Annotated in this window: 19 protein-coding genes and 1 pseudogene; 18 read left to right on the forward strand and 2 right to left on the reverse strand. The window is 37.5% G+C overall.

Features of this window, described 5'->3' with window-relative positions; genetic code table 11:
* Window positions 1-70 precede the first annotated feature (70 nt).
* The 12 genes and pseudogenes from AC1M85_RS04960 (at window position 71) to AC1M85_RS05015 (ending at window position 16,879) form a co-directional block, all read left to right on the forward strand.
* On the forward strand, window positions 71-853 hold the full coding sequence (locus AC1M85_RS04960; RefSeq protein WP_481607610.1) for a tellurium resistance protein: 783 nt from the start codon (window positions 71-73) through the stop codon (window positions 851-853).
* A gap of 8 nt (window positions 854-861) precedes the next feature.
* The gene (locus AC1M85_RS04965; RefSeq protein ID WP_488213661.1) at window positions 862-1,992 is read left to right on the forward strand and encodes a toxic anion resistance protein; all 1,131 of its coding nucleotides are present in this window, start codon (window positions 862-864) and stop codon (window positions 1,990-1,992) included.
* Window positions 1,993-2,009: 17 nt separating this feature from the next.
* A complete protein-coding gene (locus AC1M85_RS04970) occupies window positions 2,010-2,930 on the forward strand; it encodes a hypothetical protein (RefSeq protein WP_488213662.1) in 921 nt (306 codons plus the stop codon).
* 171 nt (window positions 2,931-3,101) lie between these two features.
* Window positions 3,102-4,667: an alkyl hydroperoxide reductase subunit F gene (gene ahpF / locus AC1M85_RS04975; protein WP_488213663.1), complete on the forward strand. Its 1,566-nt coding sequence runs from the start codon at window positions 3,102-3,104 to the stop codon at window positions 4,665-4,667.
* A 260-nt stretch (window positions 4,668-4,927) separates the two neighbouring features.
* Window positions 4,928-8,503, forward strand: a complete 3,576-nt coding sequence (locus tag AC1M85_RS04980) for a type VI secretion system Vgr family protein (protein WP_488213664.1) — start codon at window positions 4,928-4,930, stop codon at window positions 8,501-8,503.
* 17 nt (window positions 8,504-8,520) lie between these two features.
* Complete coding sequence (locus AC1M85_RS04985; RefSeq protein ID WP_488213665.1) at window positions 8,521-13,290, forward strand: RHS repeat-associated core domain-containing protein; 4,770 nt, start codon at window positions 8,521-8,523, stop codon at window positions 13,288-13,290.
* Window positions 13,291-13,670: 380 nt separating this feature from the next.
* Window positions 13,671-14,312 (forward strand): tetratricopeptide repeat protein, encoded by a 642-nt coding sequence (locus AC1M85_RS04990; protein ID WP_481586434.1) that lies wholly within the window; start codon window positions 13,671-13,673, stop codon window positions 14,310-14,312.
* Window positions 14,313-14,518: 206 nt separating this feature from the next.
* Window positions 14,519-15,038 (forward strand): annotated as a pseudogene (locus AC1M85_RS04995) (RHS repeat domain-containing protein); the annotation flags it as partial.
* A gap of 71 nt (window positions 15,039-15,109) precedes the next feature.
* Window positions 15,110-15,520, forward strand: a complete 411-nt coding sequence (locus AC1M85_RS05000; RefSeq protein ID WP_488213852.1) for a tlde1 domain-containing protein — start codon at window positions 15,110-15,112, stop codon at window positions 15,518-15,520.
* Window positions 15,521-15,538: 18 nt separating this feature from the next.
* On the forward strand, window positions 15,539-15,994 hold the full coding sequence (locus AC1M85_RS05005; RefSeq protein ID WP_488213666.1) for a hypothetical protein: 456 nt from the start codon (window positions 15,539-15,541) through the stop codon (window positions 15,992-15,994).
* Between the two features lie 56 nt (window positions 15,995-16,050).
* Entirely contained in the window at window positions 16,051-16,461 is a 411-nt protein-coding gene (locus AC1M85_RS05010) for a transposase family protein (RefSeq protein WP_218947400.1), read from the forward strand.
* Window positions 16,409-16,879: a transposase family protein gene (locus AC1M85_RS05015; protein WP_218947401.1), complete on the forward strand. Its 471-nt coding sequence runs from the start codon at window positions 16,409-16,411 to the stop codon at window positions 16,877-16,879. Before AC1M85_RS05010 ends, AC1M85_RS05015 begins: the two co-directional genes overlap by 53 nt.
* A 236-nt stretch (window positions 16,880-17,115) precedes the next feature.
* On the opposite strand, the gene AC1M85_RS05020 is transcribed toward AC1M85_RS05015, so the two are convergent.
* A complete protein-coding gene (locus AC1M85_RS05020; RefSeq protein WP_035267346.1) occupies window positions 17,116-17,895 on the reverse strand; it encodes a ferredoxin--NADP reductase in 780 nt (259 codons plus the stop codon).
* A 105-nt stretch (window positions 17,896-18,000) separates the two neighbouring features.
* Here AC1M85_RS05020 and tsaA point away from each other — a divergent pair, with 105 nt between their 5' ends.
* The 5 genes from tsaA to AC1M85_RS05045 all read left to right on the forward strand — a co-directional run bounded on the left by tsaA (window position 18,001) and on the right by AC1M85_RS05045 (window position 23,242).
* Window positions 18,001-18,720: a tRNA (N6-threonylcarbamoyladenosine(37)-N6)-methyltransferase TrmO gene (gene tsaA / locus AC1M85_RS05025; RefSeq protein WP_488213667.1), complete on the forward strand. Its 720-nt coding sequence runs from the start codon at window positions 18,001-18,003 to the stop codon at window positions 18,718-18,720.
* Window positions 18,721-18,848: 128 nt separating this feature from the next.
* Window positions 18,849-20,606, forward strand: coding sequence for a type IV pilus assembly ATPase TfpB (tfpB, locus tag AC1M85_RS05030; RefSeq protein WP_488213668.1), 1,758 nt, complete (start codon window positions 18,849-18,851; stop codon window positions 20,604-20,606).
* 108 nt (window positions 20,607-20,714) lie between these two features.
* Window positions 20,715-21,086: a NirD/YgiW/YdeI family stress tolerance protein gene (locus AC1M85_RS05035; RefSeq protein WP_373683345.1), complete on the forward strand. Its 372-nt coding sequence runs from the start codon at window positions 20,715-20,717 to the stop codon at window positions 21,084-21,086.
* Between the two features lie 146 nt (window positions 21,087-21,232).
* On the forward strand, window positions 21,233-21,898 hold the full coding sequence (locus tag AC1M85_RS05040; protein ID WP_180028567.1) for a response regulator transcription factor: 666 nt from the start codon (window positions 21,233-21,235) through the stop codon (window positions 21,896-21,898).
* A gap of 9 nt (window positions 21,899-21,907) precedes the next feature.
* Complete coding sequence (locus tag AC1M85_RS05045) at window positions 21,908-23,242, forward strand: sensor histidine kinase (RefSeq protein WP_488213669.1); 1,335 nt, start codon at window positions 21,908-21,910, stop codon at window positions 23,240-23,242.
* A 101-nt stretch (window positions 23,243-23,343) separates the two neighbouring features.
* On the opposite strand, the gene hemP is transcribed toward AC1M85_RS05045, so the two are convergent.
* The gene (gene hemP / locus AC1M85_RS05050; RefSeq protein ID WP_035267337.1) at window positions 23,344-23,514 is read right to left on the reverse strand and encodes a hemin uptake protein HemP; all 171 of its coding nucleotides are present in this window, start codon (window positions 23,512-23,514) and stop codon (window positions 23,344-23,346) included.
* Window positions 23,515-23,650: 136 nt separating this feature from the next.
* Between hemP and AC1M85_RS05055 the strand changes: the two genes are divergently transcribed.
* On the forward strand, window positions 23,651-24,553 hold the full coding sequence (locus AC1M85_RS05055) for a thiamine phosphate synthase (RefSeq protein ID WP_092767173.1): 903 nt from the start codon (window positions 23,651-23,653) through the stop codon (window positions 24,551-24,553).
* The last annotated feature ends 6 nt before the right edge of the window (window positions 24,554-24,559 follow it).

The raw sequence follows: 24,559 nt of genomic DNA on the forward strand, positions 1-24,559 counted from the left end.
AAAATTAGTATATTTTGAACAGTTTATTGCTACATTTGAAGATTGCTGATCACTTTCTTAAATTACACCAATGTCATCTTTTAATGAGCTTATACCCTTAAATCAAATTGAAGTTAATCCTTCGGATTTGCTCTCAATTAAGAGGCATGATCTTGTTCCTTTATTGACTGATTCCTCTAAACTTAATTTATATGCTGAACATATTGTGCAGGCACAAAATGCTCTATTGGTAGGTATAGACCCCACTTTAAATAAAAAATTAAGCGAAACAATTTCAGATATTATTCAAAAATTGAATCAATCCAAAAAGAAATTAAAACAAAAAAAATTTAATGCTCTCCAAAAGTGGTTAGGTCTGGATTTAGAGTTCGGTGCGGGTCAAATTTCTTATATTCGTGATTTAGATAGACTCATTCTAGATGCTGATCAGCTGTCCCAACGTATTCACATTGAAATCCAAAAGTCTAGTTCTCGATTTCAGCAAGCAGTTGGTTTAAGAGAGCAAATGGCGCGCTACATTCAAGCAGCAAGACAATTTTTAACAGAATACACAGATTTTTCTCATCATCGCCATCCACTTGATAACTTTGAGGAGCGATTGGCTAAAAAAATACAAACATTAGAGTCGGTACAAGCAAACAATGATATTTCTCTCATGCAAATGCAATTGACTCAACAACTTTCATTAACTCTGACGGATCGTTTTCGTGAAGCGCAGCAAGTATTAATCCCAGCTTGGCAATATCATCTTGAGCAAACTCAAATTAAAAATGGCGCAGTCGATATTGACAAGTTAGATCAAAGTCGCGAACAACTGATTCGATCTTTAAAAAAATCACTAATTAAAGAATAAGGTGTGTTATGTCTGATTTTCCAATTCAAAAGAAAAATGAATCCTTAAGCTTAATCTCTACGGAGGAAAAGTTTTCCAAGTTAGATTTAAAAGAAATTGGGTTGACGACGTCAGACCTTGCAGCAGTCGAATCAGTTCACCAAGAACTAGCTGATATGAATCATGCTACGGTTGCTGAATATGGGAAAAATATCGCGACTAAAACAGCGACTTATACGGATGAATTACTGGATCTAGTTAAAAATAAAGATTTGGATGCAACAGGTCAAAAGTTAAATGAAGTTGTTACAGTGGCTCAACAGCTCAATACAAACAGTATTTTAAGCCCTGCTAAAAGTTCAGGCTTCTTGGGCAGTATCATAAATCGATTTAAAGGTGCGAAGCAGAGCTTTGATCAAAAGTTCAATTCCACTAAAGAACAAATAGATGCTTTAGTTAAAGAAATTGAAACCTCTCAACAAGGTTTAAAAGACCGTGTAAATACATTGGATCGTATGTTTGATGGTGTGCAGGATGAATATAAACAATTAGGGGTTTATATTGCTGCAGGGAAAATTAAACAACAAGAAGTTCAAGAGCAAATAGCTGAATTGAGTACGCTAGAACAAGATGCGCAAACCAATCAAAAAATCTACGACTTAAATCACTTAGCAAACAATTTGGAAAAAAGAGTGAGTGATTTACAGGTATTGCAACAATCTGCGATGCAGACATTACCGATGATTCGAATTATTCAATCAAATAATTCAATGTTGGTGGATAAGTTTTATGCGATAAAAAATATCACGCTTCCTGCTTGGAAAAATCAAATTAGTTTAGCGATTTCATTACAGGAACAAAAAAATAGCGTCCAATTGGCTAATACTATTGATGATGCGACGAATGAGTTACTTAAACGGAATGCAGATTTATTACACCAGAATTCAGTCGATACTGCTCGAGCAAATCAACGTTCAGTGATTGACATTGAAACACTTGAACATGTTCAAAATACCCTCATTAAAACAGTGAATGATGTTATTAGTATTCAGAAAGAAGGGATGCAAAAACGTGAAGAGGCATCAATCCGTATTAAGGCTTTGCAAGGAAATCTTCAACAACTTGTTTTGGATTCGAGTCAAAATCAGCTAAAACACTAATTTCTTGAGGTTTAAATTTGAATAAAACCAATGAATATCTTGTGGCGCAGACTGAGATTAAGAAAAGATTGCCCGAATTGTACAAACGAAATCGCATACTTAATTTATGGGGATTTTTGAGTACCAGTGTATTCATCATTTCAGTCGTGTCGCTTTTTATTCATCAGGACATGATTTATGGTTTTATGGGCATGAGTGAAACTGTTCAGCAGCTTCATTTGCCACATAGTTTAGATGAAGTCGTAAACGTGTACCAACATCAGCCTGACTATTTTTTTAATTTGATATCTTGGTTAGGTTGGTTCATTGTAAAAGTATTTAGCTCAGTCATTGGTGCTTTTTTTATTGTTCATTTTTTAAAGAAAATACGTTTTTTCTATGTGCGCTTTCAATCATTTGTGCTTAAGTTGGTTGGTTGGTTAATTGCTGTCATCTTAATTTGGTCAGGTTTGACCTATGTTCAATATGACTTGAATGATGAGTCATTGGAACAACAATATCAATTAAGTCATTATGATAAATCGATTCACGAAAGTCAGATTGCTGTCATCATGACTGAACAACAGGTCAATCCAGTGACTCAAGCCTACGTCCTTGCGCAAGTGGCCTTGATTCACAAACCTGAAGATACCAAGCTAGCAACTGCATATTTAGCTCGACTTGCGCAAGCTGAAAGAAATGAAAAACAGTTTGTCGAATATGGTTTTAATGCAGAGCAGTTATGGTCAATGCAGCAACAAGTTTATGGTCAATCTATTACTCCTTGGGCAAAAGCGATAGATCATCGGGCAAATCAGGCACGACTAATTTCAGAAGTCGTCAAGATGATATTAATGGTGTTCTCAGCCATCATGTTATTGTTAATGCTTATTTTCTTTGGATTAGCTCGTAGTTTTAAAAGCAGAATTCAAACGATCACTCAACGTTTGGAGATATAGTTAAAGTTTGTACTGTTACGACCATCATAAAAGAATCATTCATTTTTAAATGAATGATTTTTTAATTCAATTTTTCGATAGTCTTTATGCAAACTAACTGTTTTACCTATTTTTGTATTTCTTCTAATATAGCTTTATCAAATAAATATTACTCCTTTGGAGACGTTAGCAATGTTAGATCAAAATACTTCAGCTCAATTAAAAACGCTTTTAGAACGCCTTGAAGGTCCAATCGAATTGGTTGCGACTTTAAATGATTCAGACAAATCTGCAAAAATCAAAGAACTTGTGGAAGAAGTGGCAGCACTTTCTCCATTCGTCACAGCTCGTTTTGATGGTCAAAATAAACGTGCGCCGAGCTTTGGTATTGCAAAAGCAGGTGAAGAACCGCGTGTCTTCTTCGCAGGTTTACCAATGGGTCATGAGTTCACTTCTTTGATTTTGGCATTGCTACAAACTTCTGGTTATGCACCAAAAGTATCTGATGAAGTATTAGCATCCATCAAAGCTTTAGAAATCAAATCTGACTTTGACGTATTCGTATCTTTAAGCTGTCATAACTGTCCAGATGTGGTTCAAGCACTTAACTTGATCGCAATCTACAACCCTGGCACAACTGCAACCATGATTGATGGTGCATTCTTCCAAGACGAAGTTGAAGAACGCAAAATCATGGCTGTCCCAATGGTGTTCCAAGACAACGAACATATTGGTCAAGGTCGTATGACATTGGAAGAAATTGTTGCGAAGCTCGATACTAACTCTGCAGCGAAAGATGCTGAAAAACTCAATGCCAAAGATGCATTTGACGTGCTTGTGATCGGTGGTGGTCCTGCAGGTAACACATCTGCAATCTATGCGGCTCGTAAAGGTATCCGTACAGGAATCGTTGCTGAGCGCATGGGTGGTCAGGTCATGGACACCATGGATATTGAAAACTTTACATCAGTGCAAAAGACGCAAGGTCCTAAGTTTGCGGCTGAAATGGAAGCACATGTTCGTGAATACGGTGTCGACATCATGAACCTACAACGTGTGTCTGACATCAAAGGTGCAGATGAAACTGCCAACGGTTTAGTTGAAGTGACTTTAGAGAATGGTGCAAAACTTGAATCGAAAACGGTCATCCTGTCTACAGGTGCTCGTTGGAGAGAAATGAATGTACCAGGTGAGCAAGAATACAAAACCCGTGGTGTTGCGTACTGCCCACACTGTGATGGTCCATTGTTCAAAGGCAAACGTGTGGCTGTGATCGGTGGTGGTAACTCTGGTGTTGAAGCTGCGATTGATTTGGCTGGTATTGTTGAGCATGTCACTTTAGTTGAGTTTGATACTAAGCTACGTGCTGACCAAGTCCTTCAAGATAAATTGAACAGCTTACCTAACACGACTGTCATCAAAAATGCGTTGTCTACGGAAGTGGTCGGTGATGGCAAACAAGTGACTGCACTGAAATACAAAGATCGTGCGACGGATGAAGAACACACAGTCGAATTGGCGGGAATCTTCGTACAAATCGGTTTGTTACCCAACACGGATTTCTTAAAAGAAACCCAAGTTGAGTTAACCAACCGTGGTGAGATTCTGATTAACGATCGCAACGAAACCAATGTAAAAGGTGTATTTGCTGCGGGTGACTGTACAACAGTACCTTATAAACAAATCATCATTGCCACTGGTGAAGGCGCGAAAGCATCACTGTCAGCGTTTGATTACATCATTCGTTCTGGAGAGTAGTTCAATCATATTCTTTAAATAAGAAGTTTTTAGTTTTTTTAGTTTACAGAGGTTGAAGATGCTAACACTTCAGCCTCTTTTTTTTGTAATCATTCCCTTGCTTTATATTATTTGTTAAATCAAATCTATATTTTATTTGTAATTTTATTTCACAATAAATAGGTGTTTTGTGTAACAGGACCTGTTTATCGTGTCTGTTTTTTGTTTAAATATTAATAAATTCTTTAGCTTTATTAAATTATAAAAGACAGATAATAACCATGCTTGCCAACATCTTTTCGGCATTGGAACAGCTCGGCCTAACCGCCCAAAACAGAGCCCTCCACATCCAATTCAGTCATTCACAGCTGAATAGCCAAGTCTTCCTACAACGTATCGATGGCAGCCATGCCCTTAACGAAGGCGTGCAAGCAGAACTCGTCTGTCTCTCGACCAATGCCTTAATTCCACTCAAACAATTCATCGGCACACAAGTCGCCGTCGATCAAGTCACTGATCAAGGAACCCTGTTTAGAACCACTGGCATCATCACCGAAGCCTCACAAGGACAAAGCGATGGGGCACTGACTCTTTACAAACTTACGCTTAACGATGCAACCTCACTTTGGCACAAACGCCGCAACAGCCGTGTATTTATGAATAAATCCGTGGTCGAAGTGGTGGAAATCCTCTTTGAAGAATGGCAAAACAAAAGCCCACTCTTTGCCTCTAGCCTCAGCCTCGACCACAGTGGATTACAACGACAATACGACATCCGACCCTTCATCATGCAAAGCAACGAAAGCGACTACGACTTTCTGACTCGCTTACTACGCAGTGAAGGCATTAACTGGCTCATTGATGAAGCGCAACCGATTGTACCGAGCAACAACAGCCCGATCGAAGCACAAAAGCTCCGCCTGATTGACGACAACAGCCAATACCAAGCGCTTAACCGACGCAACATCCGCTACCACCGTAGTGATGCGACAGAACAATTTGATAGCATCACCAGCTTTATCGGACAACGCAGCCTACAACCCACCGCAGTCCACCTACAACGCTGGCAAGCCACAGCCCTCGAACAAGAAGAAGGCGCAGGCTCAGTCCAAAGCAAACACCAACACAGTGACCACCAAGACAATGCCAGCCTAGGCCTCGAACAAGCATGGCACATCAGCCCTGCATGGATCCAAGACCTCAAAGGTGAAGATCAAGCCACCGCCTCAGGCAACAGCCAAGTCGAAAAACTCAACCAACACCTCAGCGACTACTATGCTGGACAAAGCAAACAATTCATCGCCAAAGCCAGCGTCAGAGACAGCCAGGTCGGCTACTGGTTCAAACTCGATGGCCATCCAGAAATTGAACAACACAGCGGAGCTGACCAAGAATTCCTCATTGTAGGCAAACGCTACTACAACCAAAACAACCTACCCAAAGACTTAGACCAACAAGTCCAACAACTGCTACAACGCAGCCAATGGACGCCAAAACACAAGACAAACACCAACCAAGCAACCCACACGGACCAAGAACGCCAAGCCAGCGAACTTATCCTACAACGACGCAACATCAAAACCGTACCCGAATACAACCCACTACAACATCGACCTAGCACCCATCCGCAACGCGCCAAAGTGGTGGGACCTGCAGGAGAAGAAATCCATGTCGATGAATGGGGACGTATCAAAGTACGCTTCCTGTTTACCCGAGCAGAAGACCACCAATTTGATGGTGGTGCAGGCAGTAACAACAACGACACCGATTCAGCTTGGGTTGATGTACTGACCCCATGGGCAGGCGAAGGCTATGGCGCACGCTTCCTTCCTCGAATCAATGAAATCGTAGTTATCGACTTCTTTGACGGCAACATCGACCGTCCCTTTGTGGTGGGCCGCCTACATGAAGCCCAACGCAGCCCAACCCGATTCGACAGTCAAGGCCAACTGCCGGACACCAAAAAACTCGCAGGGATTAAAAGTAAAGAAGTCCAAGGCGAAGGCTATGGACAACTCCGCTTTGATGACACCACAGGACAAATCTCCACCCAACTGCAAAACACCCACGGGGCGAGCCAACTCAACCTAGGGAATCTCAGTCATCCCAAAGAAACCGCAGAAAGTGAAGGACGAGGCGAAGGTTTCGAACTTAGAACTGACCAATGGGGTGCAGTACGAGCAGGCGAAGGCATACTCATCTCCACCTACAAACAAGAACAAGCCAAAGCAAACCATCTCGATGCAAGCGAAGCCAAACAACAACTCGAAAGTAGCTTAAACAACGCCAAAGCTTTGAGTGAAGTGGCAAAAAATCAACAAACTGATCCACTGAGCTTACTCGAAAACCTACAAGGCTACCTCAAGAACTTAGAGAGTGAAGACCAAAGCAAAGCCGCAGCTTTCAAACAAGCGATCATGCTCTTGGCTTCACCAAGTTCAATTGCCCTAGAAAGTAACGAAGACATCCACCTCAGTGCAGATGGACAGATCAACCAAATTGCACAAGGAAGCATCAACACCAGCACCCAAGACAGCATCATCGGACATGCCAGCAAAAAGATCAGTTTATTTGCCGCGCAAGAAGGGGCACGACTGTATGCAGGCAAAGGCAAGATCGAGATTCAAGCCCAAGGAGATGGTGCTGATCTGATTGCAAGAAAGGGGGTGCAGATTATTTCGACGGAAGATCGAATTGAAATTAAAGCGGCAAAAAAAATAGTGTTGATCGGTGGCGGCTCACAGATTGAAATTAGCAGTTCGGGAGTTTTACCGACCACAGCTGGTAAGTTTGAAGTCAAGGCTGGACAACATTTATTTAAACCGGGAGCGAGTGTAAGTACTTCAGCTCAATTGCCAACAATGCAACCGTTAAAAGGCGCATTGAATCTTTTAAGAAGTTATGGTGGAAGTGAATTCTTTAAAGGAGCTGGATATAAAGTTATTGACTCTCTTGGTAAGACAATAACAGGGAAATTAGATGCGAATGGTTTTGCTCAAGTAACAGGAATTGCTCCTGGTGGTGCACAAGTCATTTTTGATAAAGATGAGCGAAGTCCTTGGGCATTATCAAGTCATTTTTCGCGAAGTTATGATTGGGCAGATGCAGTAATTCCTGGTGCATCTAATTTTGTGAACTCGAGCTTAAATCAGCTGGGTCAGAATTTAATGGCTCAAGTTAAAAATAATTTGACTCAACTTGATAGTATGAATTTAAAGGATATAGGCAAGAATGCTTTAAAAGGTCTAGCAGACCAAACTGTTGGCCAACTCAAAAATCAAGTGGCAAGTTCTACCTTAGGTGGAATTTCAGAAAAATTAAATTTAGGTTTAAGTCCTGATCAATTGAAGACTATAAGCCAAATGGCAGTAAATCCTTCTCAATCACTAGATATGATTCGTACGCAAGGCGTTGATTTTATAACTCAGCAGGCCACATCGAAGTTGATTCCGAATTTTATGAATTCAACTGGGTTTATGCCAAATACAAATTTTGATACAGCATTGGATCAGGAAAATATTACGAATCAATCTGAAAAGGTCATTGTAACTGATGACTACATTGCACAGAAATATTATCAATCTGGCGGATTAACGTATACCGAAACAACAAGAATCAGTACGAAATCGAATCCAGCTCCATTGTTAACAAATCAAAAGACTGTTGAGGTTAATAAGCCTATACAAGTGAATAAAGTAGATGTGAGTACAAAGAATTCAACATCAGTAGATGATCAGTTTATTTCACAAAAATATTATCAATCTGGCGGCATTAAATATACGGAAACAACTCGATTAAAAACGAGTAATGATCGTCCTGATTTAGAACAATATAACGCGAAAAATTTAAAAGATTAAAAATATATAGGTTAGTCATGGCAACTGAAAACGAACAAGTTTCTAATAAGGCACAATCGAGTGTTGAACTTGCTGTATTTAATTTAGACAGTGTGAGTAGTGTAGCGGACTTACAAGTTATTGCTAATCAAATTGAAAATTTCCTTGTGGTCTGTGGCCAAACATCATTACTTAAAGTCAAAGCAAATGCCCATATAACTACTGTAGCTAATATATATGCTTTAAGTGGAAGTGTGCTTGATTTATTGTTGTATGCAATGTCTCCTCAAACAGAAGTGCTTTCAATACAACGAAATGCTTTACTTGGTGCGAATTTAATTGGATTGTTTGCAGAGCCTAAACATGAAGCACATGCAAGGATGGGTTTACGTCCCATTTTAGGATTAATGGCTGAATGTCTATATCCTGAAAATGGTAAAATTAAGTCAACTGACATTCGACGTATGGAATTACATCTTAATGCAAGAATGGCAGGGAATTTAGAGACCTATCTAAAAGAGACACAAGCTAAATTAGCGGACTTATTAACGAATGCAAATGCCTTGGCTGTTCAGATTCTAAAATCTCTTCAATCATCTTCATTATCGTCTGTTGTAACGGAAATAACATCGAGCGCATCAGCTGAAAAAAGAGATCCAAATTTACAATTTCAAAATTGGGCAATACCATTAATAGATTTACTCAGTGTTGAGCCTCGAGCAGATTTAACGCCTAAAATTGAATCAACTCCGAGTCATTTTGAAACTTTACTTGTAGAGGCGATTACTTCGATTAGTAACGATTTGCAGAATCAGACAAACCCAAGCTTGCAATACAGTCTTGGTTGGCTCATTCAACAAACACTTAAGGCTATTCAAGATAATCAAAATAAGGGAAATGCCAGTGTTCCGATTAATCAAACTGGTGAGTTTGAGCGTCAAACTGATGGCGATATCCTTGAATTTGTCAGTTTGCAAGCAGATGCATTAATGGATCCTCCATGTTTGAATCCAGCTGAACCAACAACAAGTGCTGAAACCAATACTGCTCATAGTATTAGCTATTCTATAGGTGCTGAACGAGTTTCCCATGTAGACTTCAGCCTACCTAAGCTGGGATTAGTATTCAATCGACTTTATAACTCCCAAATGGCGGAATTCGATAACGGTGCTTTGGGTGCTCGTTGGTTAATGCCTTTTTCTAATTTGATTGTTCCAAATGAAAAGGGTTATTTGTTTATTGATGCAAAAGGCAGAAAACAACAATTGCCATCGATCATTATGAGTGAATCCTATGAAGTTCCATTCCAAGGTATTACAACGCGTCTAAATGAACAGGGTGAATTAGTCCTAAATTTTGGAACAGAATGGGATTATCAATTTAGTACATTCGATCAAGGTCAAAGTTATCAGCTTACACAAGAGAAAAATTCATCAACTCAAGAACAAGTTGATCTTCGTTATATATTGCTAAATAGCAAAGCTTATTTACAAACCGTCCATTTTAATTTTAAGAAGACTCAGCAAATTTTGAAATTTGCTTACAATGATGAAGCAAAAATTATCGCCATATTTGTGGATGATCAAGAACAACCTCTTGCTCGTTATGGGTACGATCATGACGGAAATTTAGTAGAAGCATATGATGAGAATGGTCACGCTCGTCAGTATTCATATAATGCGTATCATCAATTAACACGTTATACCGATCGATCAGGTCGTGGTCAAAATATTCGTTATGATTCGAATGAACCAAATGCAAAAGCCATTGAAGAATGGTCGGATGATGGAAGCTTTAAAACAACTTTAAAATGGCATCCTCGTCTGCGCCAAGTCGCTGTGTATGATGCTTACAACGTGCCGACTTATTACTACTTTGATTTAGATGGTTTTACTTATCGTATTCGATTAGCAGATGGTCGTGAAAAATGGTATTCACGTGATCAACATAAACGTATCACTCGAGAGATTGATTACAGTGGTCGTGAAACTCAACAGCAATACAATGAAGAAGGTCAGCTGAGTAAAATCATTCAACCAAATGGCGGAGTGATTCGATTTGCTTATGATGAATATAAAAATCTAACTGAAATAAAAGATCCTGAAGGTCATATTTGGAAACGCGAATACAATGCAGATGGCTTGATGACCAAAGAAATCAATCCATTGGGTCACACAACACAATATAATTACAATGCCGAAGGTCAATTGATTGAAATTACTGATGCCAAAGGTGGTGTTAAGAAAATCCAATACAACGACCTTGGACAAATGATCTCCTATATCGATTGTTCGGGTAAAGAAAGTGCTTGGCAATATGATGAGGAAGGGCTACTTAAGCAACAACAAGCCGCAGGTCAAACAGGTGTGCAATACATCTATAGTGATCAAGGTATAGACAAAGGCCAACTCAAAACGATCATTTACCCAGATGAACAAAAAGAACACTTTGAACATGACCAAGAAGGACGCCTTCTCAAACACATTGATACCAAAGGACTGGTGACTCAATATCACTACAATGCAGTGGGGCTATTAGAAAAACGCCTTGATGCCAACAAACACCAAATTGCTTATCAATGGGATAAACAAGGGCGTATACAGAAACTTATCAACCAAAACCATGCAGAATATGTATTCGAATACAACAGTTATGGTTATCTCACACGCGAACAAGCCTTTGATGGTGAAGAAAAACACTATAGTTACGATGAGCTTGGTCGACTTAGCCACATTCAACAACCGAATATCATCACACAATTTGGCTACTATGAAGGCGGACAAATTGCGTCAAAAACCTACATTCACCGCGAAAGTAAACAACAACAAACAGAAGAGTTTACTTACAATCTGAATAGCCAGTTAATTCAAGCAAAGAACCAACAGAGCCAAAACGACTTCTACCATAATGCGATAGGACAATTGGTTAGAGAACACCAACACTACCAAGTGCCAAATCTGAAACCAATGACTGCAGTACTACGCTATGAATACGATGAACTCGGCAATCTCATCAAAACTGTTCGTCCGGATGGTCAGGAAATTAGCCACTTAACTTATGGATCAGGACACATCTATGGTCTTGCCCTAAATAAAAAAGACATGGTGGGTTTTAAACGTGATGACCTACACCGAGAAACAGAACGCTACCTTGCCAATGGATTAATCCAAAGCAACCAATACAACGACGTTGGATTACTGATTGCACAGCGCATATATGTAGAACAAGAAATAGCCAATAGAACACAACATCAGGCACAACGCCAATACACTTATGATGCCAACTATTTGTTGACTCAAGTTCAAGATAGTCAAAAAGGTAAACTTAGTTGTCACTACGATGCGATTGGTCGCTTAATACAAGCGCAAAGCTCAAAGCAAACCGAACGTTACCATTTTGACCCAGCGGGCAACTTAATAGACCCAATTGCAACGCAAAGTGCAGAAATCAAAAACAACTTGGTGAAACACTATCAAGGCAAACACTACAAATACGATGCCCAAGGTAATGTGATTGAAACCCAGCAGGCAGACCAACAGTTGAAACTGAAGTGGGACAACTTAAATCGCTTAATCGAAAGCGACCACAACGGGCAAATCACTGAATATGGCTACGATGTCTTTGGGCGACGCCTGTATAAAGCCAACAAAGCAAATAACAGCCTGACCTTATTTGGTTGGGATGGGGATTTAATGATCTGGGAATCAAAAACCAGTTCAAAATTAACAGATAAAAATAACACAGAACAAAATAGTCAAAGTTATACCAAACACTATATCTATGAGCCGAATAGCTTTGTACCGCTATTACAAGCAGGGTATCAACAGTTTATACAACTGATAGAAACACCGAATTACGAAAGATTTAAAACGGAACAGTATTCCATCCATAAAGATCCAGTATGGAGAACAGATACAAGAAAGAATAGAGCAGAGTTAGAACGGATTGCGTTTTACCACTGTGACCAAGTAGGAACACCTCAAGCCTTAAGTAATGAACAAGGCGAATGTATTTGGGAGTTAACCCTGAATACATGGGGACAAACACAACAGATCAAAACAAAGAACCAAGAGAACCCATTAGAACAAAGTGATATCCGTTTCCAAGGGCAATATCATGATGAGGAAACAGGACTACATTACAACCGTTACAGATACTACGAACCATTTAGTGCACGGTATATAAGTAAAGATCCGATCGGTCTATTAGGTGGTTTAAATAACTTTGCTTATGTGAGTGATCCAAATCAGTGGATCGATCCGTTGGGGTTGGATGAAACTCTTGGTAGCGCTATGAGAGAGGCATTTGTTGAACGCATTCCTGGAGCAAAAATACCAACTAGACTTAAGGATGCACCAGAACTATATCAAATGACTGATAGGGTACTAACTGGTATGAATGTAAACGCTACTGCTGCAGCTTTAGTTGGTGTAACAGCATCTGCAGGCTATGATGGTAATGGGAAGTATAATGTTAGAGGCGGAAATGCATACGGAGTTGCTTTGGAAGTTACTTCAACAAGAGAAGTTATTAATGCGGGTACGCAAACAGATGGTAAATATTATGAATTGTGTGCTAGCGCAGGACTAGGATTAGCAGTACAAACTTGTGTTGGTTATTCAAGGGGGGGAGGGGTTTATGGAAATGCTTCAGTGGGTGTGGGATTAGGAGCAGCTGTAAGTGGAGTAAGTGGGGAGAAAAGATCAAAAGATGCCTTGGCTCCTGAAACAAAAATTGATTATGATCAAATTAGGCAAAATCAAAGAATGCTTCCAACAAAACCTTTAGATTTCGGGGGGCTAAGATAATGACTGATGGTTTAATTGTTTTAATTTTTATTTTGAGTTTGCTTTTTTTTATAATAAGTTTTTGTTTGGTTCGGTTTTATTTGTATAAATATCTTTTAGAAAAAGGAGAGGTTGACAGTTATATTGATTTTAACTTAAAAAGTATAAATCATATTGTATATATAAAAAAAATTTTATTTAAAGGAGGGGGTAGTGGTTATTATAGTGAAAAAATAAAATTTTTTTATATAGTGCAAATAGTATTTTTGATCATGTTTTTAATTTCTATATTTGTTATGTTGAGGTGATCTTTGATTAAATTTTTGTTTATATTTTTATTTTCCCCTTTTTTTGTATATGCAAACTGTATTGATATTGATTATTCTATAGCGGATAAAGTTATGGAGAATAGTTTATATAATTTACAGGGAAATAATAAGAAAGTTAAGTATAATATTAACAAAATGAATGATAATTTTTATAAAAGTTATTATTATGGTTATTCTTATTTGGTTGGGAATAATGTTCTAGTAGATTATGAAAAGGCTGAGATTTTTTTAATAGAGTCAGCTAAATATTGTTTTTCGCCGGCACATTATTCCTTAGGTTTTTTGTATCTAGAAAAAAATGAGGTTGAAAAAGCTAAGAAGTGGTTTTTGTCTGCCAAAAACTTGGGAGATAGTTTAGGGGCTTATCAATTAGCTTTAATTTATAGAGATCAAAATAATAGTAATAAAATGTTGGAAAATTTAGAGTTTTCAGTTGAAAACGATTTCTTGCCATCAATTACTGAGCTTGGAGTACAATATTACGATGGAAAGATAATTCGGAAAGATAATAATAAGGCGTTTCATTATTTTCAACTGGCTGCTAATATGAATGATTCATTAGCACAAAATAATTTAGCTTGGATGTATGAGCATGGAGAAGGTGTCGAAAAAAATATGGTTAAAGCTAAATATTGGTATAAACTCTCGTTGAGTAATGGATTTTTATTAGCTAAAGAAAACTTAGAAAGACTAGATGTGTTAAATCAAAATTAGTAAATTTAAAGCCTATTGATATTTTATTTTAAAAAAATGAAATAGTAGGCTAGAATTTTTATTGTGTTTATGGCTTTGTTGCACAAAGCTATTCTTAAGGGCTTCTTCAGCCATATAATTTTCAAATGAAGAAGTTTACACACAAAATCTACCGCACAACCAATTGGCCTGCATATAACTGAGCAATCATTAGATAAAAACAACACAGAACAAAGAAGCAAAGCTATACCAAACACTATATCTATGAGCCGAATAGCTTTGTAACGTTATTTAAAGCAGGGTATCAACACTTTTTTATCCAACTGATAGAAACATCGAATTAAGAAAGATTTAAAACAGAGTCATACTCAATTCATAAAGACCCTGTTTGGCGAACAGACACAAGAAAAAATAGAGCAGAGTTAGAACGAATTGCGTTTTACTACTGTGACCAAGTAGGAACACCTCAATCCTTAAGTAATGAACAAGGCGAATGTATTTGGGAGTTAACACTGAATACATGGGGACAAACACAATAGATCAAAGTTAAGCACCAAGAGAACCCATTAGAACAAAGTGATATCCGTTTCCAAGGGCAATATTACGATGAGGAAACAGGATTACATTACAACCGTTACAGATATTAATAGTGCACGTTATATATCAAAAGACCCGATTGGACTACTGGGGGGTATTAATACTTCGGCTTATGTAAGTGATCCGAATCAGTGGGTCGATCCAAAGGGGTGCAAGTTGGAATAGGATTTAGTAGTAAAAATAATACAATGATTATTACAGATGTTGATACGAAAGAATCAATGAGGATAGGTGCTTTCACTGGTGGTCATATTAGTCAAGAGGGAGTATTTAACGCTAATAGAAATAATTACGAAAAACCAATACCACCAGGATCATATTATATAACGGAATATCCTAATCCAGACAGACCGAATAATAATCATTGGTACGGGTTATTAAAAATTGATGAAAAAATAGATGATGAGACTATAGACCAATATGGTAATAAACGATTCGGTTTTCGCCTTCATCCGGGTACTGTTAGTCATGGTTGTGTAACAATCAGTAGTTTTGATCAACAAGGGAGAGAGAGTTGGGGTAAATTAAAGGAAATGCTTGACAAAACATCGACTTCAACGATTGAGTATGAGGATAAATGGTACAGAAAGAATAGACAGCTTAAACTTTATGGAATATTACATGTTAAATAAATTAGAATGGAATATGTTATGATTTTAAAAAAAATTTCTTACATTTTTTTTGTATTAATTTTGGCTATATTGATATTATATTTAGCTTTATTATATAAATTTAAATCGATTGATTCGAGGTTTCAATTAGAGTCATCTAAAGTTTTAATGTCTTTTTTCCTTAAAGATTTTTATTTATTTTGTGGGTTAGAAAAGCAGTCATTAGAAATTGAAAGAAAAAATCAAAAAGACCAAGATAATTTTTACTATTCAATAATAATATTGGGCTCAAAAAATTTAGAGTATAATGGTGGTGGTTTGTTGCTTTTAAATGAATTATTATCAAAGAGGGATAATACAAATTTAATTCTAAAAATAAAAAAATTTAAAATGAGTAAGGGTTATGAAAGTCTTAATAAAAAAGATAAGGATTCAATAAATTATTGGGAAAATATATTATTAGAAAATAATAGCTCTATTAGATCTCTTTCATAAATCAAAAAAAGATCTATCCCTTGCTGATTATTTGTTACGAATAATTTTAAATATTCATGCATAATTTGCGAACGAAATACATCGACTCAAAGAAGCTTTCAGAAGCACAGTTTAAGCGATATACAGGCATCTCATGGTCAACCTTTGATTTAATGGCTAAACAGCTAAAAATGCTTGTACCTGCTAAAGGTAGACCATCTAAGTTAAGTGTAGAAGATCAAATCCTTCTGTGCTTAAGTTATTGGCGTGAATATCGAACATTGTTTCATGTCGCAACGAGTTATGGTGTGTCAGAGCCTACTGCTTCAAGAATCGTCCGCCACGTAGAGGATTGCCTGATCAAGTCCAATCTATTTAACTTACCCAAGAGTTTGCCTGAAGGTGAAGGTATCGACTGGAATGTGGTGATCGTAGATGCCACAGAAATTCCAATACAAAGACCTAAAAAAACAGAAGAAAAGCTATAGTGGTAAGAAGAAAGCTCATACTTTCAAAGTACAAGCCATCATCCACTCTAAGACTCAGCAAATTCTGAGTTTATGTACGAGTCGTGGTGCTGTACATGATTTCGAGCTCTTCAAACGCAACCTGAATCAAATTCCTAAAGGGTCTTTTATCCTTGCAGATAAAGGCTATCAAAGGATTTATACGGTGTATCCAAATAGTCTATTGCCATTAAAAGCAAAAAAGCACTGTAAACTAGAACCTGAGCTAAAAGTTTACAATCAAGAAATCAATAAAAGAAGAATTGGGATTGAGCATGTATTTGGGACTTTGAAGACCTTTAGAATCCTTGCTGAGCGATACCGTAATCGAGGCAAAAGATTGGGATTAAGATTCAGTTTAATCGCAGGGATTTATAATTTAGAACTGAGTAAAAAATGATTTATGAAAGAACCCTATTGTTTACTAGTATTAAAGTTAATACATTAGAAACTAAGTGTTAGTGATTACTGTGAATGTTGAATATTTGAAATGACGATATTGCTTCTAGTTCAACATTGCTGAATAAAGTTGCTACAGAGTTAAATCAAGATTAAATCGATTTAAATAATAGGGTAAATATAACACTCAATAAAAAAACCGAGCAAAAAAGCTCGGTTTTTTTATTGTACGTAATTTTATTTTTCAACAAAAGCACGTTCAATCACATAATCACCAAGAACACCCATACGTGGAGATTCTTTTAAGCCATGTTGGTCAAGAAGTGCAGCTACATCGTCAAGGAATGCAGGAGAACCACATAACATTGCACGGTCAGTTTCAGGATTAAAACGAGGTAAGCCAATTTTCTCGAAAAGAGCACCAGTTTCAATCGCAGTTGTAACACGACCTTGAGTATGGAAGTCTTCACGTGTAACTGTTGGGTAATAAATTAACTTTTCTTTCGCACCAAGTTCCCCAAAGAACTCATGGTTTGGAATTTCATTTTGAATAAGGTCTTGATACGCCAATTCTGAGATATAGCGTGTACCGTGTACAACGATGATTTTCTCAAAACGCTCATAAGTTTCTGGATCACGGATAGTCGAAAGGAAAGGAGCTAAACCAGTACCTGATGATAAAAGATACAAGTTTTTACCAGGATTTAAATCATCAAGAACAAGTGTACCAGTCGGTTTTTTAGAAACTAAAATTTCATCACCAACTTTTACTTTTTGTAGGATTGATGTCAAAGGACCATCTGGAACTTTAATAGAGAAAAACTCAAGTTCTTCTTCATAGTTCGCGCTAGCAATCGAATATGCACGCATTAAAGGCTTGCCATTGACTTCTAAACCAATCATCACAAATTGACCATTTTTAAAACGCAATGCTGTATCGCGAGTCGTTTTAAAACTGAATAATGTGTCATTCCAGTGGTGTACGTGAGTAATCTTTTCGACGTTAAAAGCAGCCATTAAAGGTCTCAATAAATTATCAAATTAGAACAGCTTGCTATTCTAAACTAAAACCATTCTCGATAAACTGAATATATTTAATTGAGCTTATCAAAAAAAGTGATTATGAATGAGCTGACTTTACCTGTGATTGGTATAATGAGATCTCCCTACAAAGAAAAGTTTGGTATTCCACGTCAGCCAAATTTAGTAAATGTTGAAAGTTATATTGAACTATTGGCGCCATATAATGATGAATTGGCTTTTGAAGGTATACATGATTTCAGTCACTTATGGCTGATTTGGCAGTTTCACGATAATAAAAATCAGAATAATCAAAAATTTAAGCCTCAAGTCAGACCACCACGTTTAGGTGGAAATAAAAAAGTGGGGGTCTTTGCGACAAGAAGCATGTACCGTCCAGCACCTATCGGTATGTCAGTCGTACAATTCAAAAAACTTGTTAAAGAAGGTGATTCTTTGAGATTGTATGTGTCTGGCAGTGATTTACTAGATGGAACACCCGTTATCGATATCAAACCATATATTCAATATTCTGATGCCGTGGTTGAGGCGACGAGCAGTTATGCACAGGATAAGCCAATTCAAAAAAAAGTTGTTTGGTCAAAAACTGCTGAAATTCAAAGAAATGAACTGTTAGTGCAACAACATGTCGCAGAAAGTTTAATCAAAGAATTGGAACAAGTTTTGTCATTTGATCCAAGACCATCTTATCAAAATGATCCTGAGCGAATTTATGGGCTAAGTTTCGGCCCCTTAAATGTCAAATTTAAAGTGGATACTGAGGTTGAGATCGTTGCACTGGAACTTTGTTCAAACGAATAAATTGTTGGACTGATGTATTTAAAGCTGAATTTGATCTAATGAATTTAATTGTAAATTCTGAATAGGCTAAAGGCTAATGTTGAATAAAGAATTTGCTATAGTTGGGCTCAAGGAATGGGGCAATTTGAATGAATTTTAATTTTGAAATTGATACAACATGGTGTTTAGAACAACTACTAAAAGATGGTCGTATTTTAGAGCGAGATAAGTTGCTCATACAAACCCGACACCGTCAAAAAGATCAATTTAAATGGCATCCATTGCAGTGGATTGCACATTTTGAATTGGTTGATCAAGTTCAACCTCAACATAAGTTAACATTGCAACGCTTATGTGAATGGTTAGCATTAAAAACACAACTCCAATATTATGTGATCGACCCGCTTAAAGCAGATGTTGCAGCACTGACTCAGGTCATGTCACAAGAATATGCATTCAAAAATAAAATTCTAGCGGTGGAGGTGCATCCTGATCAGATCTTAATTGGTACAGATCAACCATTCTTGGATGATTGGGTTAAGAATTTAGAAAAGAGCTTAAGTCCTAAAAAAATTGTTAAGGTTTTACTGAATCCAGAGCAGTTACAACGTTACTTGATTGAATATTATCAAGTGAGCCGAGCAGTAAACTCTTCTCAATATTCAGGAGCTTACGACCGACAGAGCCGAGGTGTTGAATCCCTTTTACAATTGGGTGATAGTCAAAATCCTGATGCCAACGATCAGCACATCGTAAAATTAGTCGACTGGTTGCTTCAATTTGCCTTTGAACAGGGTGCGAGTGATATTCATCTTGAGCCTCGTGCGGAGAAAGGACGTGTTAGATTCCGTATCGATGGTGTGCTGCATACGATTTATAACATGCCTAGCAATACACTCACGGCAGTAATTTCTCGTATTAAAATTCTGGGTCGTATGAACGTTGCAGAAAAACGACGTCCTCAGGATGGGCGTTTAAAAACGCGTACACCTAAGGGTCAAGAAACTGAACTGCGTTTATCAACTCTGCCTACTGCAGCAGGCGAAAAAATGGTAATGCGAATTTTTGATCCTGAAGTATTAGTGAGGAGTTTCCAACAACTGGGTTTTGAAGGAAAACTGCTAGAACAATGGAATGCCATTACAAAAAATAGCCACGGCATCATTTTAGTGACAGGTCCAACTGGTTCAGGTAAAACCACAACCCTGTATTCATCAATGAAACAACTTGCGACTGAGCAATTAAATGTTTGTACGATTGAAGATCCTATCGAGATGGTAGAGCCGAGTTTTAATCAGATGCAGGTAAACCCTGCAATTGATCTTCATTTTGCCGATGGTGTGCGTGCCCTCATGCGCCAAGATCCAGACATTATCATGGTAGGGGAAATCCGAGACCAAGATACAGCGAATATGGCGATTCAAGCTGCATTAACAGGTCATCTCGTACTTTCAACACTTCATACAAATGATGCACCTTCAAGCTTGACTCGTTTACATGATCTAGGGGTGCAGCCATTTTTAACGGCTGCAACAATCTTAGGGGTATTGGCGCAAAGGTTAGTCAGAAAATTATGTTCTCATTGTAAAGAAAAACGGGAAACTAATGCTCAAGAATGGGAGCATCTGACCTATGGGTATTTAGTGAAGATGCCTGCTCAAGTGTATCATGCCAAAGGTTGTGAACATTGTCGTCACACAGGGTATAAGGGTCGGGTGGGTATATATGAGTTTATGCCTGTGTCTCTAGAAACAAAACAAAAAATCAGTGCTAATCTTAATTTAGATGAATTACGTGCTCACGCAAAAAAAGAAGGTGTAGAGCCGTTGCGTATTGCGGGTGCTCGAAAAGTCCTTGAAGGGGTAACGACATTAGAAGAGGTGCTAAGAGTCGTACCACTAAGTTAATTGTCAAAGATTAATAAATATTCATATTTCTTAAGATTCGCTTCAGCTTTGTTTGTTTTAATAGCTTCATCGAAACAAACATCACTTGAAAAGGTATAGAAAATGAAAATGTTTAATCAAGCTTTAATTGCGACAGCTTTAGTCGGTGCAACTACATTTGCAATGGCTAATACGGCAGTGAACCAAAGTGCTGTTAATCATGCAGCCATTGCACCACAAGCAATTACGACTGTTAAAAGTGCTTTAACTGCCAAAGATGATACGCCAGTGAAATTAAAAGGCTATATTGTTAAGGCAACTGGTGATGAAAAATATCAATTCCGCGATAGCACGGGTGTGATCACTGTGGATATTGATGATGAACTTTGGCAAGGTAAACCAATCTCTGCAAAAACACCTGTTGTATTAATTGGTGAAGTGGATATTGATTATAAGCCTGCTAAGCGTGTAGAAATTGATGTAGATCAAGTTCAATTTTAATGAGCTATCTACTGAATTGAGTATTTGATTTATGGCTTTTAAGTACTCAAACCAAAAAAACCACATTCTCCAGAAATGTGGTTTTTTTATGCATCTTTTTTTGAAAAACTTTATAGTGAATGAATTGTGGCTTAGTGAAGAGAGACATGCGTATATTATTAGCAGAAGATGATGTGTCACAAGCTGAAAGTATCAAAGCTTGGTTAGAAATGGATGGATATAGTGTTGATTGGGTCGAGCGTGGAGATCATGCGATATTAGCAATTGAGCAGCATCAATATGATTGTTTATTACTTGATCGTGGATTACCGAAAGCAACTGGTGATGACATTCTGACACATTTAAGAAAACACCAACACAATACACCAGTTATTTTTATTACAGCCCAAGACAGTATCCAAGATCGTGTTGGAGGACTTGATTTGGGGGCTAATGATTATCTAGTTAAACCATTCAGTTTAGATGAGCTCTCGGCGAGAGTGAGAGCACAATTACGTACTCAGCACAAAGGCACGTCTCAAATCCTAATGTATGGATCCGTGAGTTTGGACCCCCAAGCCAAAGTTGTTAAATTAAATTCAGAAATTGTCAATCTCACAGCGAAAGAGTACCAAATTTTATATAAGTTAATGCAACATCCTGAACGTGTTGTGACACGTGAGCAACTAGAAGAGTCCTTATATGCCTGGGGTGATGAAATCGAAAGTAATGCAGTTGAAGTTTTTATTTATCAGATTCGGAAAAAAATAGGTTCAACCATGATTAAAACGATTCGTGGATTAGGTTATCGAATGAATCTGGATCAGGCTTAAGGTAGAACAGTGTTGGATCAGCAACCTATATCTTTACAACATCGTCTTGTTAAGTCTTCAATGCTCAGTTCGATGTTGGCGGGCGTTGTCGCATTAATTCTTTTATTGGTGATCTCTCTTTACCAAAATATGCAGACCCATGACAATATGATGGATGAAATCGCCGATTTAATTCTGGTCAGTGATATTTCAAGTCATGTAGGAAATGAGTTAGATGATTTAAGTGAACAATTTGATATCAAATATGAATTAAAGCTCGATGAACTTATTTTGATTGAATCCCAAGACCTTGCTTTCAATCAAATTGGTTCCAAGGTGTTTTTTCAGAATGATCACTTTGGTTTTGTTTGGCTAGAAGGACGATTATTTCGTTATTACAGTGAGCAAAATGATCAGCAAATTCTAACTATGCTTCAACCCATGTCAGCGCGTGTTGATCAGTTATTCAAAAGTTTGCTGGGCTACGGTGGTGTTCTCATTATTTTATGGGGCATTCAATGGTTTATTCTACACTTTATTATACGACGTCAGTTTAGATCTATTCACCAACTTTCAAAATTAATATCGCAAAAGACTGTTAAGGATTTATCACCGATTACACCCTCAAAACCAGAACTAAAAGAACTGCAACCTATTGTGAGTCAAATAAACCAAATGATGGAGCGTTTAGATCGGGCAATTACTGCGGAACAACGTTTTACAGCAGATGCATCCCATGAATTAAGGTCGCCACTTTCAGCGATTCAAATGCGGTTACAACTTTTAAAACGAAAATACCAGTCTGATCATGAGGATTTGTCACAAGACTTAGAGCAGATTCTAAAAGATGTGAGTAGAGGCTCAAATATTTTAGAAAATTTACTTTTGTTGGCTAGACTTGACCCATCTTCAACGCAAGATGTACCTATACAGTCCATAGATTTAGACCGTTTGACGAAAGAGGTTTTACATTCAGTACAACCTTTGAGCCAAGAAAAAAACATTCAGTTTAAAACTGAGTTAGGAAATCATGCGATTAATGCAAATCCTGAGTTAATGTTTAGCTGCATCCGAAATTTAGTCGATAATGCAATCCGCTATACGCCACCGAATGGAATCGTTGATATTTCAATCAAACAAAATAATAATGAAATTCTATTTGTGATTGAAAATGAAGGTCACGGCATTGAGCAAACAGTAATTGATCGGCTGGGAGAAAGATTTTATCGTAAGTTAGGCACACGTACATCGGGCTCAGGATTAGGATTATCAATTTGCCGTAAAATTGTCGAACTACATCAAGCCGAGATTGTATTTAAGAAATCGGAGTTAGGTGGGTTAAAAGTTGAAATTAAATTTCATTAAAATTAATTATCAACAAATTTGAAGAAATAAAATTAAAGAAGCAGTATGCGCTGATTCATACTGCTTAGTTCCACGATTATTATTATCAAATTTTAGAATTTTTATTTTGTCAAAATGAGTCGATTATTTCGTGTGAGACGAAGGCGATATTCTTCTCCTGCATGCATGATGCGAATTTCTCTGCCTAGAGCAAATAGATTATTTGAGTGAAGCATTGGTAATGCTTGGTGGTTTTCGTTATTACGTGTGAATAAGCTAAATGGTGCGTTCATTCCTTGGACTCCGTGGTATGTGGTGAACGATTTAAATGATAATCATTATCGAATAGGGCTGTCAACGATAATTTTTCTCATTTATAAAAAAACATAAAATGCTTACAATTAAGCACTCATTTTTTGAAAGATAACCATGTCAAAAAAAACTCTTAATGTTTCTATAGCGTTGTTATTCCACAAAAATCAAGTTCTTGTCGGGTGGAGAGAAGTCTCTTTACATCAGGGGGATAAAGCTGAGTTTCCTGGAGGAAAAGTGGAGTTAGGTGAAACTCCTGAACAAGCTTGCAAGCGTGAAGTTCAAGAAGAGGTGGGAATTTTTCTAGATCATGTCTATTTATTCGATATTATTACGCATGAATATGAAGATCTAATCGTAAAATTGCACATTTATCAGGCTTATGTAGATCAGTCTCTACTAGATCATATTGAAAGTCCTTGGACATGGCATGATCGTTCAGCACTAACCATTTTGAATTTTCCTAAAGCCAATGATGCCATTGTTAAACGACTACTCTGGCCGAATAAAATGGCAATAAAAAATATAGATCGTCTCGATACAACCATTGATCTTAATCGAGTTAGCTATTTGAGAACTGAAAATGCTTTAGATTTTGCGCTGCAACTCAACCAGTATAATCAACTGGATCAGCTCATTATCAATCGTGATGTGTGGATAGGATTATCAGAATCAAATCAGAAAAAAGTATTTGCCGTACAATTTAAACATGATCAATTGATGCAATTAAATTCTGATTCATTTATGGAGGAATGGAAGGGCATTAAACGCATCGCATCCTGTCATGACCATTCTAGTGTCAGTCGAGCTGTAGCGTTAGGTTTTGATGCAATATTTTTAAGTCCAGTACTGTGTACAACATCGCATCCTCAGCAAGCACCCTTAGGTTGGACGCAGTTTGAATTGTTATCAAAAGATATACATATACCAGTTTATGCGCTAGGCGGTATGAAGCCTGAATTATTAGATCAGGCCATACAACATGGAGCTTATGGAATTGCTGGTATTCGTGCTTTTTAAAGGCAT

The sequence above is a fragment of the Acinetobacter sp. 24-47-64 genome (genome assembly GCF_057737055.1).

Bases quoted from the DNA above. Each gene is read 5' to 3' on its own strand.
- AC1M85_RS04960 (WP_481607610.1), top strand. From the start codon at position 71: ATGTCATCTTTTAATGAGCTTATACCCTTAAATCAAATTGAAGTTAAT.
- AC1M85_RS04965 (WP_488213661.1), top strand. From the start codon at position 862: ATGTCTGATTTTCCAATTCAAAAGAAAAATGAATCCTTAAGCTTAATC.
- ahpF (WP_488213663.1), top strand. From the start codon at position 3,102: ATGTTAGATCAAAATACTTCAGCTCAATTAAAAACGCTTTTAGAACGC.
- AC1M85_RS04980 (WP_488213664.1), top strand. From the start codon at position 4,928: ATGCTTGCCAACATCTTTTCGGCATTGGAACAGCTCGGCCTAACCGCC.
- AC1M85_RS04985 (WP_488213665.1), top strand. From the start codon at position 8,521: ATGGCAACTGAAAACGAACAAGTTTCTAATAAGGCACAATCGAGTGTT.
- AC1M85_RS04990 (WP_481586434.1), top strand. From the start codon at position 13,671: ATGGAGAATAGTTTATATAATTTACAGGGAAATAATAAGAAAGTTAAG.
- AC1M85_RS05000 (WP_488213852.1), top strand. From the start codon at position 15,110: ATGAGGATAGGTGCTTTCACTGGTGGTCATATTAGTCAAGAGGGAGTA.
- AC1M85_RS05005 (WP_488213666.1), top strand. From the start codon at position 15,539: ATGATTTTAAAAAAAATTTCTTACATTTTTTTTGTATTAATTTTGGCT.
- AC1M85_RS05010 (WP_218947400.1), top strand. From the start codon at position 16,051: ATGCATAATTTGCGAACGAAATACATCGACTCAAAGAAGCTTTCAGAA.
- AC1M85_RS05015 (WP_218947401.1), top strand. From the start codon at position 16,409: ATGCCACAGAAATTCCAATACAAAGACCTAAAAAAACAGAAGAAAAGC.
- AC1M85_RS05020 (WP_035267346.1), bottom strand. From the start codon at position 17,895: ATGGCTGCTTTTAACGTCGAAAAGATTACTCACGTACACCACTGGAAT.
- tsaA (WP_488213667.1), top strand. From the start codon at position 18,001: ATGAATGAGCTGACTTTACCTGTGATTGGTATAATGAGATCTCCCTAC.
- tfpB (WP_488213668.1), top strand. From the start codon at position 18,849: ATGAATTTTAATTTTGAAATTGATACAACATGGTGTTTAGAACAACTA.
- AC1M85_RS05035 (WP_373683345.1), top strand. From the start codon at position 20,715: ATGTTTAATCAAGCTTTAATTGCGACAGCTTTAGTCGGTGCAACTACA.
- AC1M85_RS05040 (WP_180028567.1), top strand. From the start codon at position 21,233: ATGCGTATATTATTAGCAGAAGATGATGTGTCACAAGCTGAAAGTATC.
- hemP (WP_035267337.1), bottom strand. From the start codon at position 23,514: ATGAACGCACCATTTAGCTTATTCACACGTAATAACGAAAACCACCAA.
- AC1M85_RS05055 (WP_092767173.1), top strand. From the start codon at position 23,651: ATGTCAAAAAAAACTCTTAATGTTTCTATAGCGTTGTTATTCCACAAA.